This is a genomic window from Nitrospirillum guanabarense (genome assembly GCF_034653355.1).
Classification (GTDB): Bacteria; Pseudomonadota; Alphaproteobacteria; order Azospirillales; family Azospirillaceae; genus Nitrospirillum.
In genome coordinates, this window is the sequence record NZ_JAYEER010000003.1 from 1170277 (window position 1) to 1185626 (window position 15350).

Here is a 15350-nt window from a genome sequence, read left to right on the forward strand (position 1 = left end):
GATGGCGGGGCGTCCGCGCGACGCCCCGTTCCGGCGGCGTCCTACGAGGCGTCCGCATATCCGAAGGCCTCATCATCGCTTCGGGCCTTGGCGGAGGGAAGGTTGGCGGACAGGAAATCGACGAACGCCTTGACCTTGGCCAGAAGGTAGTTGCCCCTGGGGAAGATGAGGTACAGCGGCACCTTGGCCGAGACGTGGTTTGAAAGCACCACCTCCAGCCTGTTGCCGGCGATGTCCTGCTCCAGCAGGAAACGGGGAAGGAACGCGATCCCCATGCCGGCGAGGATGGCCTGGCGGGTCATCCGGACGCTGTTTGAGGTCAACTGGCCGCGGACGACGGGGACAACCAGGTCCTTGGAAAGTTGCCATTCCCCCGGCCGGGAGAGATGGGTTTCAACGACGCAGTCGTGTTCCTTCAACTCCGCCGGGGAGGAGGGGGTGCCGTGCTTGGCGAAATAATCCGGCGATCCCGCCAGCACCATGTCGTATTCGCAAAGCTTGACGGCATCGAGAGCGGAATCGTAAGGCTCCCCGACCCAGAAGGCCGCATCGAAATGCCCGCGCAGCAGATCCACCTGGCTGTCGGAAAGGTTCAGGTGGACCCGGACATCGGGATGCTGGGTCAGGAATTGGGGAATGAACTCGGTCACGCGGAATAGGGACGCCACGACGGGGGCGTTGACCTTCAGGTCGCCGCGGGGTGTCGTCAGCATTCCGGCCATGACCTGGTTGGCCTCGTTGACCTCGTCGATGATGCGGGCGCACCGGTCGTAGATCTGCTGCCCGGCGGGCGTGACCGAGATGCTGCGGGTCGTCCGGTCCAGAAGCTTGGTGCCAGCGTCGCTTTCCAACTGGGCGATCTGGCGGCTGACCGCCGCCTTCGAACAATTCAGCCACTTCGCGGCCGCCGAAAAGCTACCTGTGCTGACCACCGCCGCGAACGACATCAAGGCGACGGCATTCCCAACTTCAATCTTGTCATCCATGGCACGCATGCGTCGTTATTTTTGCATTAAGTGAACAATAGCGCCAAGGTTGGCCTGAAGGTCAACAATTCGATCGGTCTCCGCCAATGTTTTTCTCGCAAAAGGCGCCTTGCCGGGGCCTGAAACTGGGCACAGCGGGCATGGGTGATGATGGCCAAACGGCAATCACGCCCGTCCCTGCGGGGCGGACGTGACTGCGCATGCTTGGGCCACCGGAGGATGGACGGCATCAGCGATCGAACGTGATCAGGTCAGCCTGCCCCTGGTTCGCGCCCAACTCGGCGATGGCGGCCCCATTGTCGGGCGGAATGATCTGGGCGAACACTTCCAGCTGATGTCCATCCGGATCATAGAAATAAATCCCGTTGGAAACGCCGTGGTCCAGGACCTCGTGGATGACGACGCCCTTCTCAAGGAAGGTGGCGTATATGTCCTTGAGCTTGCCGATATCGCCGCCGACATCGATTTCGAGGCCGATATGCTCGAACTCCTTGCCCTTGGGGGCATCGGTTCCGCCCGGGAACAAGGCGATGTCGTGATCGTAATAACCGAAGCTCAAGAAAATGCCGCCCGCGTAGGGGCCCTCGGCAACGCGTGCGCTGATCTTCATGCCCAGGATTTCGCCGTACCACCGGGCGGACTTTTCCGGGTCGCGGACATAAAGGACCACATGGCCGATACGCTTGACCTTAGGGGTGATGGGCATGGTCGTCAGCCTCCGCGCCGGGTACCGCCGGCAGCCAGACAATGTCGGTGATCTCGCTGAATTCGCGCCACTCCTTGCGCCAGCTGAGGCCACCGTCCTCGCTCCGGTAAAGGTGGCCGAACTTCGTGCCGGCGAGGATGAAGTCCGGGTCGGCCACGTTGGTGCCGATGGCCCAGAAGCAGGAGTTCGGCTGGGTGGGCAAGGGAGTTTCCCTCCAGGTACGCCCCCGGTCTTCGGATCGCAGGATGACGCCCGTCGAGCCAGGCGTGCCATCGCCGATGCCCAGGATCAGCTCACCGCTTTGGGGGCGCCGTCGCAGGACACGCGTGTAATAGAGCCCCCAGGTTTCCTTGGCGTCCATTCTGGTCCAGGTCACGCCATCGTCAACCGATTTGTAGATGCCGTTGACGACCAGGGCCAGGATGGTTTTCGGTTCGCCGGGGAACACGACGATGTCGTGCAGGTCCGAGTTGCCGCGACTGGGCGCCCAATCGGTATCCACGCGCTGCCAGGAGTTGCCGCCGTCGCGCGACCGGAAAAGCCCGCCTTCCTCCACTCCGGCCCACACGCCCAAGGGGTCGTCAGGGTCGACGGCCAGGGCCAGCATGCGGGGGCGGCTCACCCCGGCGCATTTCGGCGGCATTTCCAGCCCGGTCCGGCTCCAGGTCTTACCGCCGTCGCGGGAACGGAACAGGATGGCGAGCGACGGGGAACCGGTCCCGGCATACATGATGTCGGGATGATCCGGATGCACAGCCAGCTTCCAGATGGTGTAGTCGTTCAGGGCGCTGTCGATGCGGGTCCAGTTGGCGCCGCAGTCGCTGCTGTGGAATAGGCCTTTCTCCGTCCCGGCGAACAGGGCCTGGGGATCGCGCGGATCGGCCAAAAGGCAGCGGACGCAGTCGTCGTATTCCAGTTCCTGGTTGATGGTCAGCCGTCGCCACGTGGCGCCATTGTCATGGCTGCGCAGGACCGCCTGGCCGTCGGTCGAAACGATCAATGTCTTGTTCATGTCGGTTGCCTCGTTATCGCGGACTGCAAATCGCCGGCGTGGCGTCAGGAGAGGTTCACCCAGACGCTCTTGGTTTCGCTGTAGAGTTCCATGGCCTGCCGGCCATGCTCCCGCCCCCATCCCGATTGCCTGAAGCCACCGAAGGGGCTCGCGGGGTCGATCATGTTGAAGCAGTTCACCCAAACCGTGCCGGCCTTGATGGCGGCGGCGGTGCGGTGGGCCGCCTTGATGTCGTTGGTCCAGATTCCGGCGGACAGGCCGTATTCGGAATCGTTGGCCTGAGCCACCAGGTCGTCCAGGTCGGACCAGGTCAGCGCGGCCAGGACGGGCCCGAAAATTTCCTCGCGGACGATGCGCATGGTGGGCGCCGCATCGACGAAAATGGTGGGCTCGAAAAAGAATCCCTTGTCTAGGGCGGGAGGGCGCCGCCCGCCGGCGGCCAGCTTGGCACCCTCCGTGGAACCTACCTCGACGTAATGATTGACCCGGTCCCATTGCTCTTGGGAAATCAGCGGGCCGAAGTCCACGTCAGGCCGCAGCCCGTCGCCGATCTTGAGCCGGGCCGCGGCACCGGCGATGGCGTCCAGCAGCTCATCGGCACGGCTCTTATGGACGTAAAGGCGCGATCCGGCGGTGCACGTCTGTCCCTGGTTGAAGAAGATGCCCTGGGCGATTGAGGCCGCCGCCGCTTTTAGGTCCGCATCCGGGAACACGATTTGCGGCGACTTGCCGCCCAGTTCCAGTGACACCTTCTTCAAGTTGCCCGCCGAGGCCCTGACGATGGCCTTGCCGACCGCCGTGGAACCGGTGAACGCCACCTTGTCGACGCCGTCATGTTCCACCAGGGCGGCACCGGCATCGCCGAAGCCGGTGATGATGTTGAAGACACCGGGCGGAACACCCGCCTCCAGCGCCAATTCACCCAGGCGCAACGCGGTCAGCGGGGTCTGTTCGGCGGGCTTCAGAACCACCGCGCATCCCGCCGCCAGCGCGGGCGCCACCTTCCACGCCGCCATCGACAGCGGATAGTTCCAGGGAACGATGAGGCCCGCGACCCCAACGGGTTCACGGGTCGTATAGTTCAGGATCTGCGCGCCACTGCGCGGCGACACCGGCAGCGTTTCGCCACCGAACTTGGTGGGCCATCCGGCGAAGTAGCGGAATGTCCTGATGGTTCCCTCGACCTCGACGGCACGCGTCAAGGTCGCCGGCTTTCCGTTGTCGAGACACTCGAGAACCGCGAGGTTCTCGGCGTCGCGCTCGACCAGGTCCGCCAGGCGGAGCAGGACGCGGGACCGGTCCACCGCGGTCATGCGGCTCCAGGCGGGATCGCTCAGGGCCTTCCGGGCGGCGCGCACGGCCAAGTCAACATCCGCCGCCGCGCCGTGGGCGACATGGGCCAGGACTTCCCCCGTGGCGGGGTTGACGGTTTCAAACGTACGGCCCGACAGGGCGTCGACCCATTCCCCGCCGATCAAAAGGCGCTGGGGTCGGGCCTTCAAGGCTGCCTTGAGGTGCTCGGCTCTTTCGATGGCGGTCGTTGTCGTCACGCGCTTGCTCCCGGTCCCGACGTTGAAGGATGTCCTGAATGGCTTATGGCGGCTTAGATAGCATGGTCAACAAAAATAAACAATGAGCGTGATATCGATGAACTGTTGCGTAATCGGGACAATTCGGGCATAGAACGGGACGCCCACCCTAGACAAGGTGATCCCATGGTTCCGTCCCCTGCCATTGAACTCGCCACGGCCCTGGTGGCGGCGCGCTGTACAGGGCGTCCGGTTGACCCTGCGACGGCAGCGTACCTTCCGGCCAATCTGGCCGAGGCTTATGAAGTACAGGCGGCGGCCGTGAGGCTCAGGGGCGCCGCAGTGGCAGCATTCAAGATCGGCCTCACCAGCGCTGCGGCGCAGGAAGGTTTGGGGGCGGTTGAACCGATAGCGGGCCGGCTGGCGCCGCCCGACATCAGGTTTTCCCCGGCACGGATAGAGGCGGGCAGCCATCTCAGGATTGTCGAGGCGGAGGTGATTTTCCGTTTCGATCAGGATCTTCCGCCCGAAGCGGCACCGTTTTCAAAAGCCGACGTGATGCGCGGTATCGGCTGCGCCTTCGCGGGCATCGAGGTGTGCGACACGCGGTTCATGGGCGATGATGACACCCTCGCGCGTATCGTGGCCGATAATGGCAATGCCGATCTGCTGGTCGTGGGGGAGCCCTTGCGCGACTGGTCGGAAGAGGCGTTGCGGGGCCTCACGGTCACGCTGATCCGCAGGACGCGGCCCGACGTGCGCGGCTCCACCGCGAAAGTCCTCGGTCATCCGCTGGAGGCGGCGACCTGGCTGGCCAACTGGCTGGCAGCGAGGGGGGAAGGGATACGCTCAGGCCAGCTCGTCGCCAGTGGCAGCTGCACCGGCATGACGGTACTCGGACCTGATGAAGAGGTGACGGCGACCTTCGGCTCGCTCGGTAGCGTGTCGATGAGGTTTGTTCAGGCATTCGGGCTGAAGGAGGACAGGGTATGAGTGTGGATTACGGCCTTGCCGGCAGGGTGGCGATCGTGACCGGGGGAAGCGTCGGCATCGGCAAGGAGACGGCGCGACAGTTGGCCAGACAGGGCGCGAAGGTGGTCATTGCCGCCCGGACGCGCGATGCCCTTGAGGCTGCGGCCGAGGCGTTGCGGGCTGAAACCGGTGGCGAGATCGTTGCCGTCCCGGTGGACACGACCCTTCGTGCGTCGGTCGAAAACCTCGTTTCCGAGACCGTCCGGCGGTTTGGCGGTGTGCATATCCTGGTCAATTGCGCGGCGGCTCCCGGGGGGCTGGTCCGCAACGAGATCGAAAAGGCGGACGAAGACGGCCTGATTGCGGACCTGAACACCAAGCTGGTCGGCTATTTCAGAATGTGCAAGGCGTGCGTTCCCCACATGCGTCAGGCGCGCTGGGGACGCATCGTCAACGTGGGCGGCCTTACCGCGCGTTCCACCGAAGCCCTCAGCGGTATGCGCAACGCGGCCTTGGTCCACCTGACCAAGACTTTGTCCGATCAACTGGGTGTCGATGGCATCACGGTCAACATCGTCCATCCCGGTGTGACGCGGACCGAGCACATCGAGGCCTGGTTCGCCGACATGGCACGGGCGGAAGGCACCAGCGTCGACGCCATCATCAAGCGTGAAGCGGCGGACCCAGCGGCGATCCGGCGGATGCTGGAAGCCGATGAGGTGGCGAACGCCATCGTGTTCCTGGCGTCTTCGCTTGCCAGCGGCCTTACGGGCGAGTCCATCGCGGTGGACGGGGGACTGTCCCGGGCGGTGTTCCTCTGATCGGAATGCACCAAGTGTGATTGTTCCGAAAAAGGAACTATTAACTTGATATAGCCATATTGTTGTGAAAAAGTTCCTTCAAGAAACTGACAACTCAGCGAACGGGAGTTCCCATGTCCAGCCGCCCCGCCAACTTCCACGGCCTGCATATCCGCAAGTGGTATGAGTTCCAGGAGGAGACCCTCGCCATTGAGACCGGGCCGCTGGCCGATGGTGAACCGGTCGTGAAACTGGTGGTGGCGGCCGCCATCGCCAATCCCAATGCCGGGCGCTTCGTCGCCTCGTTTGACGAGGTCATCGCCGCGTCCGAACATCTGGGTATCGAGTTCGCGCGGCGCTTGACCACCCGGCTCGCCGGCCGCGCGGTGCAGAGCTACGGCAAGGCGGCTCTGGTCGGCGCCAACGGCGAGTACGAGCACGGCAACGCCTTCCTGACCACGGCCTTCGCCGAACCCATTCGCGAAGCCGTCGGCGGGGGCAAGGCCTGGGTCCCGTCCACCGGCAAGCGTGGCGGGCCGGGAACGGAGATCGATATTCCGCTGGCACACAAGGACGCCCTTTACGTCCGTTCCCATTACGACACCTTTTCCGTGACCTTCACCGACTCCCCCGGCCCGGACGAGGTCGTCATCGCCATGGCGGTTGCGACGCGTGGGCGCCTGCACGCCCGCCTGGGCGGCATCTCGGTGGATGAGATCATCGGCGAAGACGGGCTGCGCTAAGGGCGGATGGCGATGACGGACCCCACCTCACCGGCCCCGGGCAATGACCGCCCCGTCGCCGAAGGCCTGCTTCCCGGTGAACGTTTAAGCATCCGGATGATCAATGGCCTGCGGCTCGCGGTTCGCGAGTGGGGTCCGCCGGACGCGCCGCCGGTCGTGCTTCTTCATGGGCTTCGCGGATATTCCAGCACATGGCGGACCCTGGCGCGGACGCTTGCTCCGTCCCATCGGCTCATCGCCGTCGATCAGCGTGGCCGTGGCGACAGCGATTGGGATCCCGGCCGCAATTATTATACGGACAGCTACCTGGCCGACCTTGAGGGCGTCGTCGACAGCCTCGGTTTGACGCGCTTCCACCTGATAGGCCACTCCATGGGCGGCACGACCTCTTATGTCTATGCCGCCAAGCACCCCACGCGCCTGGCGGCGCTGATCATCGAGGACATCGCGCCGGGCTCTTCGGCGCGGGGGGCGGGTGCTGAGCGCATCGTTGCGGAGATGGCAGCGCTGCCCCGGGAGTTTGCCACCTGGGGCGAGGCGCGGGCGTATTGGCGTAAAAGCCGGCCGATGCTGAGTGCCGAGGCCATCGAGCAGCGCATGGCCGAGAGCCTGAGAGAGGACGCCGCCGGCCGCATCGCCTGGCGTTACGACGCCGAGGGGATCAGCCACACACGGATCGCCCCCAACCCGCAGCGGATTGTCGACCTGTGGCCGGCCGTGGAGGCGCTGCGTGTTCCAACCCTCGTCATCCGGGGGGAGCGTTCCGACTTTTGCGCCGCCGATACCGTTCGCGAGATGACCCGGCGCAATTCCAACATTTCTTCGGTCACGGTCGCCGGCGCCAGCCACTACGTGCACGACGACGCCCCGATCCCTTACGCCCAGCATGTCGGCCGGTTCCTGGCCGCACATCCGCTCGGTTCAAGCTGACAGGAAACAATGATGACGTTCGACATCCAACGCGCCGGGCAAATCGATCGCGCTTCCCTTTTCCATCCCTTCACCTCCGTGGCCGACCTGATGCGCGACGGGCCCCTGATCATGGCCGAAGGGAAGGGCGTGCGCCTGAAGGATATCGAGGGGCGAAGCTACCTCGACGGCATGGCCGGTCTTTGGTGCGTCAACCTAGGGTATGGGCGCGAAGACATCAGCGGCGCCATCGCCGCGCAGAGCACCAAGCTGTCCTTCTTCCACACCTTCAACGGCCTGTCGACGGACGTGGCGATCGAATGCGCCCACGCCCTGTTGAAGCGGGCGCCGGTTCCGATGGCCCGCGTGTTCTTCGGGGCGTCGGGCAGTGACGCCAACGAGACCCAGCTGAAGCTGATTTGGTACTACAACAATCTGCGGGGCCTGCCGAAGAAGAAGAAGGTCATCGCGCGGTGGAACAGCTATCACGGATCAGGTGTGGCCACTGCCAGCCTGACCGGGCTGCCGGGCATGCACGCGCTGTTCGATCTGCCGCAGGGACCGATCCTCCATATTTCGAATCCCCATCACTATCGCAAGGCGCCTGAGGGGGTGTCCGAGCGGCAGTTCTCCCGTCAGCTCGCCGCCGAACTCGAGGCGCTGATCGCCCGCGAGGGGGCGGAGACGATTGCGGCTTTCTTCGCCGAACCCGTCATGGGCGCCGGTGGCCTCATTCCTCCTCCCGAAGGGTATTTCGAGGAGATCGTTCCCATCCTGCGCAAGCACGACATCCTGCTGGTCCTGGACGAGGTGGTGTCGGGCTTCGGCCGCCTGGGCACTTACTGGGGCAGCCAGCGGTTTGGCCTGGAACCTGACCTGATCACGGCCGCCAAGGGTGTGACCAGCGGCTACTTCCCCATGTCCGTCTGCTTCGTGTCGCCGAAGGTATGGGACGTGATCGAGGCGGGATCGGAAAAGGCCGGGCTGTTCGGCCATGGCTACACCTATTCGGCTCACCCGGTCGCGGCGGCGGCGGCGTTGGCCACCCTCAAGGCCATTGACCAGGAGGGCGTGGTGGAGAATGTGGCACAGCTGGGCCCCTATTTCCACGCGGCCATGCGCGAAGCCGTGGGGGACCACCCGCTGGTGGGCGAAATCCGCGGTCTGGGGTTCATGATGGGCATCGAGCTGGTGCGCGACCGCGCGGCGAAGACGCCGTTCGCGCCGGAGCTGCGCGTTGGGCGCAAACTGCTGAAGGACCTCGTTGGTCGCGGCCTGATTTCCAGAGCCCTGGGCGACACGATGGTGTTCGCGCCACCGCTGGTCGCCACCAAGGCCGACCTCGATGAAATCATCTCCCTCTTCAAGGCGGGGCTGGACGCCGTCGCCCAGGAGGTATCATGACGACCACCCGCTGGAACGGGGCCCATCGTCTGCTGCGGGCCGCCCGGGCGAGAGGAATAGACATCTGCTTCGCCAATCCCGGAACGACGGAACTGACCCTGGTCAGCGCCCTTGACGATGTTCCCGGCATCAGGCCCGTCCTGGGGTTGTTCGAGGGTGTGTGCACTGGCGCGGCCGACGGCTACGCCCGGGTTTCCGGCAAGCCGGCGCTCACCCTGTTGCACCTCGGTCCCGGCCTGGCCAACGGCTTGGCCAACCTGCACAACGCGCGGCGCGCCAGGTCGCCGGTGGTGAACATCGTGGGCGATCATGCCACCTGGCATCTGCCGTTCGATGCGCCGCTGACGTCGGACATCAACTCTTTCGCCAAGCCGGTGTCAAAGGCCGTCATCTATTTGCGGGACGCGGCCAGCTTGCCGGCCCAGTTGCAGGAGGCGTTCGACATCGCGTCGGGGCCGAATGGCGCGGTGGTCACCGTGATCGCCCCGACGGACGTGATGGATGCCGAGGTGGCGGAGGCGACTTCCCCTTCGCCGACGCGGCCATCGGGCAAAGGCGCCGTTTCGGATGTCGCTGTCGATGCCGCTGCGGCGGCGCTGTCACGCGGTGGTCCGCTTATCCTGTTGCTCGGCGCCGACGCCCTTACGGAGCGGGGACAGCGCGCGGCGGCGCGCGTCGCCGGTGCCGTGTCCGCACGGCTGCTCATGGAATCCTATCCGGCGATCGTAAGTCTGGGCGGCGATCTCCCGCGTCTCGAACGCCTGGCCTACTTCCCGCAGGATGTCCTGAAGCAGGTGGGGGAGGCCACAGTGGTCCTGGTGGGGGCGAAAGCGCCGGTGAGCTACTTCGGATACGAAGGGCAACCCAGCGCGCTGGTTCAATCGGACCGCATCATCGAACTGTCGCGGCCGGATGAGGATAGCGTCGCGGCGCTGGAAGCCCTGGTGGCCCGGATGGAGGCGCCGGCGCTGGCTGCGGAAACCGCTGCCACGCCAGCGGTGCCATCCGACGCGGGCGGCGCCGGGCCTCTCTCCCCGGTGGATGTCGTCGATGATCTAATCGACCGCCTACCGGAGGGGGCGATCATTTCCCTGGAGGGCTCCACCCTCGGTGGCCCCTTTCTGCAACGCGCCTACCGTGCCCGCAAGCACCGCGTGATGACGAATACGGGTGGCGCGATCGGCCAGGGCTTGCCCTGTGCCACCGGGGCTGCCCTGGCGGCGCCGGGTGTGCGCGTCGTGTCGCTGCAATCCGATGGCAGCGCCCAATACACCGTGCAGTCCCTCTGGACGATCGCCCGCGAGAAGCTGCCGGTCACCGTTATCATCGCGGCCAATCACCGGTATGGAATATTGCAGACCGAGTTGAAGCGGGCGGACGCTTCCATCGATGGCGATGTGACGGGCCGCTTGACCCGGCTCGACAATCCCCGGGTGGACTGGACAGCGTTGGCGCAGGGATACGGCGTTCCCGCCACCCGTGTGGCCAGCCGCCGGGATCTGCAGCTGGCGCTGAAGCAGGGCTTCGATGAGGCGGGTCCTTTCCTGATCCAGGTCGATCTGCCCTGACCTTCGCGGCCAAATGCCGATCACGTTATTGGCTCCGCCTGATGCTGGGAGATGGAAAGCGGCGGAGTCTCAGTTTTAAGAAAAAAAACGTCCGGGTATGTCCTTTTGCCCGCCACCAAGTGATGGGTCCAATCAAAGGCCCCCATAAGAAAAAACAATGCAATCCAGACGAAAATAACATGCCGTCGAAAAAACTCGATGGCCGTGAACAGAGAGGGTTGTCTTATGGAATTATCCAGCAGGGGCGGCTCGGGCAAGCCGTCACGACTCCTTCCCATCATGCTGCCGGTCATCTTGGCTGGGTTGCCTGGCGGGGCGTGGGCGCAACAGCAAGGACCATCGACCGACGGGGACCAACTGACGGAAATCGTGATCACAGCTGAAAAGCGTGTGTCGACGGTTCAACAGACGCCGATCAGCATCACCGCCGTCAGTGGCGACCAGTTATCGAAGGAAGGGATCACTGACGTGGGGCGCCTGGCGTCCCAGGTTCCGGGTATCGCCATGGCGTCCGAGGGCCCAGGGCGGACGCAGTTCAACATTCGCGGACTGTCCAGTTCCGGTGGGTCATCGCCGACGGTGGGCTTTTACTTGGATGACGTGCCGGTTACGCCGCCGACATCGCAGCTGGCATCGGCCGGGAAGGTCATGATCGATCCAGATTTGTATGATCTGGCACGCGTGGAAATCCTCCGAGGCCCCCAAGGCACCTTGTACGGCGCCAGTTCGATGGGCGGCACCATCCGTCTGATCACCAACGATCCCGATCTCGAACATTTCTCCGGGCGTGTCCAGGCGGGTGTATCCGGCACCGACGGCGGTGGAGTCAATTATAGCGGGAATTTCATGCTGAACGTCCCGATTGTCAGTGACAAGCTGGCGCTACGCCTGGTTGGAACGGAAAAGTACAATTCAGGCTTCATCGACCGTATTGTGACCAACGATTTCCCGCTGCCGAACGGCACGATGCGCGGCGACGTCGCCGGCGCGCCGGTGGCGAAGGTCCATTCCAATGATAATGACGATAGGACAACCGGCTTCCGCGCGACCTTGCTTTTCAAGCCCACCGAGGATCTGAGCATCGAGCCGGCGATATTCCATCAGCGGCTCACCACCGGCGCATTGTCGGCCATCGACATGCCGCCCGGCACCATGGCGCATTACCAGCCTTATGACGTGCCGGAGTCCTCCTTACAGGCGTTCGACGACTACAGCCTGCGGATCAAGTATGATTTGAGCAATATATCGTTGCAGTCGATCACGTCTTTGCTCCGGGGAAGTTCCTACGTCAAAGAGGATGATGCCGAAAGCCAGTATTTCGCGTTCGGTCCCATGGGGCCAACGGGATTGCCCACGGACAACAGCACGACCGAACGGCATTCCTCACACCAGTTTAATCAGGAGCTGCGCGTATCCTCGAACGATGACTCCATCCTGCAATGGGTGGCGGGCGGCTTTTACAGCCGCTTCTCCGACCATCTCCTGGTGCGCAACACGGTGAACGACTTGGTTCCGATCTATGGCACCGCCAATGCGTTCACCGACGTCGAGCCCGACAGCCTGACGCAACAGGCGCTTTTCGGCGAGGTCAACTATCAGTTCCTGCCGGACTGGAAGGCGACGGTTGGCTTGCGTTACTTCCACTACCGGTTCGAATATCAGCAGAACGCCGATGGTCTGGCCGCCCAGACGGGGACGTTCAGCGGCGCCGCCGGCGCCTATGGCCTGACGCCCAAATTCACCCTGACCTATACGCCGGACAAGAACCTTCTTTTTTATGCCACGGCCTCAAAAGGCTATCGTCCTGGCGGTCCCAACCTGCCCATCCCGACCAGCGGCGTCGTCGATTGTTCCTCCTCATACCAGCAGCTGGGCATCAAGACGGAGCCGTCGACCTTCGGTCCGGACGCGGTTTGGAACTATGAGATCGGCGAGAAGGCGAAGCTTCTCGATGGCCGGATGACGCTGAATTCGTCCTTCTATTATATCGACTGGCAGCGCATCCAACTCCAGACCACGCTCGCATGCGGGTATTTCTTTACCGCCAACTCGGGCAAAGCCTATTCGGAGGGTGCCGAGGTTGAGGCCAGCGTGAAACTGGGGGGTGGCTTTCGGCTCAACCAGTCGCTGGGGACGACGCGGTCGGCGCTGACGGATGCGGCCTTGCCCGGAAACTCCCCGATCGGTCAGCAGCTTCCCGATGTGCCGCGTTGGACGGCGACGACCTCCCTGGAATATTCGCGTGACATAGCCGGCGATCTGACCTTCAGCGCCCTGGTGACGAACCGGTTTGTCGATGCGCAGTACGATTACAGCGCCGTGCCGGCCAGTTATTTCCAAAAGCCAGCCTACGACCTGGTCGACATGCGCATCGGGTTGGCGGGTGGCAGCTGGACGACGTCGCTTTACGTCGACAACCTGTTTGACCGCCGCGCGGTCACCGGCATCAATCGGAACGTGGCCCAAAACAACCCTTATTATGCCCGCGTGTTCATCAACCGGCCCCGGACGATCGGCGTCACGGCGGAGACGGAGTTCTGAGCGCTCTTGGTGTAGGGCCCGGGCCGGCTTGGAACGCCGACCCGGGCCTTGGCCCGAGATCCACAAATTTCCGGAGGGAGTTTTGAACTCAGCAAAGAAATACCCTTTGGCCATGCGGCTCATTCATTGGTTCCGCGCCGCGATTGTCCTGGGGATGATCTGGCTTGGTTGGAAGATGGTGTCGCTGGGCGACAACATCCCGGCGAAGTTCGAGGATTTTTACCCCCTTCATAAGTCATTCGGCCTCGTGGTGATCATCCTGGTGGCCGTCCAGCTGGTATTGCGGGTGCTCGTGCCGACGCCGGCGCTGGCCACTGGCCTTTCGAAGTTCGAGGCCATTGCGGCCAAAATCGCCCATGTGGCGCTTTATGTGCTGATGATCGTCGTTCCTGTGATCGGATATTCACGCTCGAGCACTTTCTCGGAAAGCGACGGCGTTACCTTGTTCGGTCTCAAGGTCCCGGAACTTCTGGGGAAGAACGACGCACTCTCCGAGACGTTGAGTTCCATTCACGCGGTGCTGGCATACACACTGCTGGCCGTCATCGTCATCCATGTATTGGGGGCGTTGAAGCATCGCATCTTCGACAAGAATAAAAACAATGATCCGCTTTCGCGGATGATTTGACGGCACTGGGTCCTGATTTAGACGCTTGGGTTGGAGACGTATCGTGGCAAATCGCTATCTGCGCGAACAAAATTATATCGACGGCAAGTGGGTGAACGCGGATTCGAGGGCCACGATAGACGTTATCGACCCCGCGACTTCGGTGCGCATCGGCACCGTTCCGAGGTCTGGCCAGATGGAAACTCGGCGCGCCATAGCGGCGGCGGATGCCGCGTTTCAAACCTGGCGCCGGACGACCGCGCTGGAGCGGTCGCAACTCCTGCGCAAGCTGCATGACCTGATCCTGCAAAATCAGCAGGCCTTGGCTGAACTGCTGACGCTGGAACAGGGGAAGCCGTTGGCCGAGGCTACGGGTGAAATTCGCGCGTCCGCCGCTTACGTCCTTTGGTTCGCCGAGGAGGCGCGGCGGGTTTATGGTGAGGTGGTGCCCTCCCCCTGGGCCGACCGCCGCATTCTGGTCACCAAGGAACCCGTCGGGGTGGTAGCTGCGATCACGCCCTGGAACTTCCCGTCATCGATGCTGGCCCGCAAGCTTGCCCCCGCTCTCGCCGCCGGTTGCACGGTTGTCGCCAAGCCGGCGACCCAGACGCCCTTCTCGGGTTTGGCCTGGGGGGTGCTGTGTGAAGAGGCCGGCTTCCCCCAGGGCGTCGTCAACATTGTGACCGGCAGCGCCGGCGAGATCGGCGACGAGCTTTGCTTTAGTCCCATTGTCCGGAAGCTGACCTTCACCGGGTCGACCGAAATCGGGAAGGTCCTCCTCGCGAAATGCGCCGCCACTGTGAAGAAGGTGTCCATGGAGCTGGGCGGCAACGCCCCCTTCATCGTCTTTGACGATGCCGATATCGATCGCGCCGTGGAAGGGGCCATCACCTCGAAATATCGCAATTCCGGCCAGACCTGCGTTTGCACCAACCGGTTCCTGGTACAGTCGCGCATCTATGATCGGTTCGTCGAGAAGCTGGCGGCGGAGACTGGGAAGCTGAGAGTTGGCCCCGGCTTGGAACCGCGCACGCAACAAGGTCCGCTTATCGATTTAAGGGCGGTGGAGCGGGTTGAGGAATTGATCCGGGACGCCATCGACAAGGGGGCGGGCATCGCCATCGGCGGCAAGCGTCATGCGCTTGGTGGAAACTTCTTCGAGCCCACCGTCATCTCTGGCGCCGGCTCCGAAATGCTGTGCATGAAGGAGGAGATCTTTGGTCCCATCGCGCCGGTGTCCCGCTTCGAAACCGAAGAGGAGGCAATCGCCCGAGCCAACGAAACCGAGTTCGGGTTGGCCGCATACTTCTATACGGCCGACCTCGCCCGCGCCTTCCGCGTCATGGGTAGTCTCAAGTACGGCATGGTTGGCATCAATGAAGGTTTGATCACCACTGTTGAGGGCCCTTTTGGCGGTTTCAAGGAATCCGGAATTGGCAAGGAAGGGGGGCGCCAGGGTATCGATGACTATATCGATACCAAGTATGTGTGCCTGGGCGGTTTGGGCAGCTAGGGAATGACGCTGCTGATCCCAATGGCATCAAACGGTTACCGTGCTGATCGGCGCCAAAAC

Annotated in this window: 14 protein-coding genes; 9 read left to right on the top strand and 5 right to left on the bottom strand. The window is 63.4% G+C overall.

The genetic code is table 11. The annotated features are described in order from the left end of the window. Positions 1-41 precede the first annotated feature (41 nt). The 4 genes from UAA55_RS14550 to UAA55_RS14565 form a co-directional block, all read right to left on the bottom strand. On the bottom strand, positions 42-986 hold the full coding sequence (locus UAA55_RS14550; RefSeq protein ID WP_100085346.1) for a LysR family transcriptional regulator: 945 nt from the start codon (positions 984-986) through the stop codon (positions 42-44). A 229-nt stretch (positions 987-1215) separates the two neighbouring features. Next, on the bottom strand, positions 1216-1692 hold the full coding sequence (locus UAA55_RS14555; RefSeq protein ID WP_040843187.1) for a VOC family protein: 477 nt from the start codon (positions 1690-1692) through the stop codon (positions 1216-1218). Then, positions 1676-2704, bottom strand: coding sequence for a WD40/YVTN/BNR-like repeat-containing protein (locus tag UAA55_RS14560; protein ID WP_322953586.1), 1029 nt, complete (start codon positions 2702-2704; stop codon positions 1676-1678). The genes UAA55_RS14555 and UAA55_RS14560 overlap by 17 nt, the downstream gene beginning before the upstream one ends. Before the next feature lie 44 nt (positions 2705-2748). Then, positions 2749-4254: an aldehyde dehydrogenase family protein gene (locus tag UAA55_RS14565; protein ID WP_088872917.1), complete on the bottom strand. Its 1506-nt coding sequence runs from the start codon at positions 4252-4254 to the stop codon at positions 2749-2751. A gap of 165 nt (positions 4255-4419) precedes the next feature. Here UAA55_RS14565 and UAA55_RS14570 point away from each other — a divergent pair, with 165 nt between their 5' ends. The 6 genes from UAA55_RS14570 (at position 4420) to UAA55_RS14595 (ending at position 10629) form a co-directional block, all read left to right on the top strand. After that, positions 4420-5226 carry a 2-keto-4-pentenoate hydratase gene (locus tag UAA55_RS14570; protein WP_322953589.1) on the top strand — a complete coding sequence of 269 codons (807 nt, stop codon included), beginning with the start codon at positions 4420-4422 and terminating at the stop codon, positions 5224-5226. Beyond that, entirely contained in the window at positions 5223-6026 is an 804-nt protein-coding gene (locus UAA55_RS14575) for an SDR family NAD(P)-dependent oxidoreductase (protein WP_088872919.1), read from the top strand. The genes UAA55_RS14570 and UAA55_RS14575 overlap by 4 nt, the downstream gene beginning before the upstream one ends. 113 nt (positions 6027-6139) lie before the next feature. Further along, positions 6140-6748: an amino acid synthesis family protein gene (locus tag UAA55_RS14580; RefSeq protein WP_040843183.1), complete on the top strand. Its 609-nt coding sequence runs from the start codon at positions 6140-6142 to the stop codon at positions 6746-6748. A 12-nt stretch (positions 6749-6760) separates the two neighbouring features. Then, positions 6761-7678, top strand: coding sequence for an alpha/beta hydrolase (locus tag UAA55_RS14585; protein ID WP_322953590.1), 918 nt, complete (start codon positions 6761-6763; stop codon positions 7676-7678). Between the two features lie 9 nt (positions 7679-7687). Then, positions 7688-9061 (top strand): aminotransferase, encoded by a 1374-nt coding sequence (locus UAA55_RS14590; RefSeq protein ID WP_088872921.1) that lies wholly within the window; start codon positions 7688-7690, stop codon positions 9059-9061. Next, positions 9058-10629: an acetolactate synthase large subunit gene (locus UAA55_RS14595; RefSeq protein WP_322953593.1), complete on the top strand. Its 1572-nt coding sequence runs from the start codon at positions 9058-9060 to the stop codon at positions 10627-10629. Before UAA55_RS14590 ends, UAA55_RS14595 begins: the two co-directional genes overlap by 4 nt. 20 nt (positions 10630-10649) lie before the next feature. Here the strand turns inward: UAA55_RS14595 and UAA55_RS14600 are convergent, their stop codons facing one another. Then, positions 10650-10922, bottom strand: coding sequence for a hypothetical protein (locus UAA55_RS14600; protein ID WP_322953594.1), 273 nt, complete (start codon positions 10920-10922; stop codon positions 10650-10652). Here UAA55_RS14600 and UAA55_RS14605 point away from each other — a divergent pair. From UAA55_RS14605 to UAA55_RS14615, 3 genes are all read left to right on the top strand, one after another. After that, complete coding sequence (locus UAA55_RS14605) at positions 10909-13170, top strand: TonB-dependent receptor (protein ID WP_322953596.1); 2262 nt, start codon at positions 10909-10911, stop codon at positions 13168-13170. The genes UAA55_RS14600 and UAA55_RS14605 overlap by 14 nt on opposite strands. A gap of 112 nt (positions 13171-13282) precedes the next feature. Continuing rightward, on the top strand, positions 13283-13798 hold the full coding sequence (locus tag UAA55_RS14610) for a cytochrome b (RefSeq protein WP_088872924.1): 516 nt from the start codon (positions 13283-13285) through the stop codon (positions 13796-13798). Between the two features lie 43 nt (positions 13799-13841). Next, the gene (locus UAA55_RS14615; RefSeq protein ID WP_322953598.1) at positions 13842-15290 is read left to right on the top strand and encodes an NAD-dependent succinate-semialdehyde dehydrogenase; all 1449 of its coding nucleotides are present in this window, start codon (positions 13842-13844) and stop codon (positions 15288-15290) included. Positions 15291-15350 lie beyond the last annotated feature (60 nt).

What these genes read in the sequence shown, in the direction of transcription:
- UAA55_RS14595 (WP_322953593.1), top strand. Translation starts at nt 9,058, where the DNA reads ATGACGACCACCCGCTGGAACGGGGCCCATCGTCTGCTGCGGGCCGCC.
- UAA55_RS14585 (WP_322953590.1), top strand. Translation starts at nt 6,761, where the DNA reads ATGACGGACCCCACCTCACCGGCCCCGGGCAATGACCGCCCCGTCGCC.
- UAA55_RS14600 (WP_322953594.1), bottom strand. Translation starts at nt 10,922, where the DNA reads ATGACCGGCAGCATGATGGGAAGGAGTCGTGACGGCTTGCCCGAGCCG.
- UAA55_RS14550 (WP_100085346.1), bottom strand. Translation starts at nt 986, where the DNA reads ATGGATGACAAGATTGAAGTTGGGAATGCCGTCGCCTTGATGTCGTTC.
- UAA55_RS14605 (WP_322953596.1), top strand. Translation starts at nt 10,909, where the DNA reads ATGCTGCCGGTCATCTTGGCTGGGTTGCCTGGCGGGGCGTGGGCGCAA.
- UAA55_RS14555 (WP_040843187.1), bottom strand. Translation starts at nt 1,692, where the DNA reads ATGCCCATCACCCCTAAGGTCAAGCGTATCGGCCATGTGGTCCTTTAT.
- UAA55_RS14560 (WP_322953586.1), bottom strand. Translation starts at nt 2,704, where the DNA reads ATGAACAAGACATTGATCGTTTCGACCGACGGCCAGGCGGTCCTGCGC.
- UAA55_RS14580 (WP_040843183.1), top strand. Translation starts at nt 6,140, where the DNA reads ATGTCCAGCCGCCCCGCCAACTTCCACGGCCTGCATATCCGCAAGTGG.
- UAA55_RS14590 (WP_088872921.1), top strand. Translation starts at nt 7,688, where the DNA reads ATGATGACGTTCGACATCCAACGCGCCGGGCAAATCGATCGCGCTTCC.
- UAA55_RS14575 (WP_088872919.1), top strand. Translation starts at nt 5,223, where the DNA reads ATGAGTGTGGATTACGGCCTTGCCGGCAGGGTGGCGATCGTGACCGGG.
- UAA55_RS14610 (WP_088872924.1), top strand. Translation starts at nt 13,283, where the DNA reads ATGCGGCTCATTCATTGGTTCCGCGCCGCGATTGTCCTGGGGATGATC.
- UAA55_RS14570 (WP_322953589.1), top strand. Translation starts at nt 4,420, where the DNA reads ATGGTTCCGTCCCCTGCCATTGAACTCGCCACGGCCCTGGTGGCGGCG.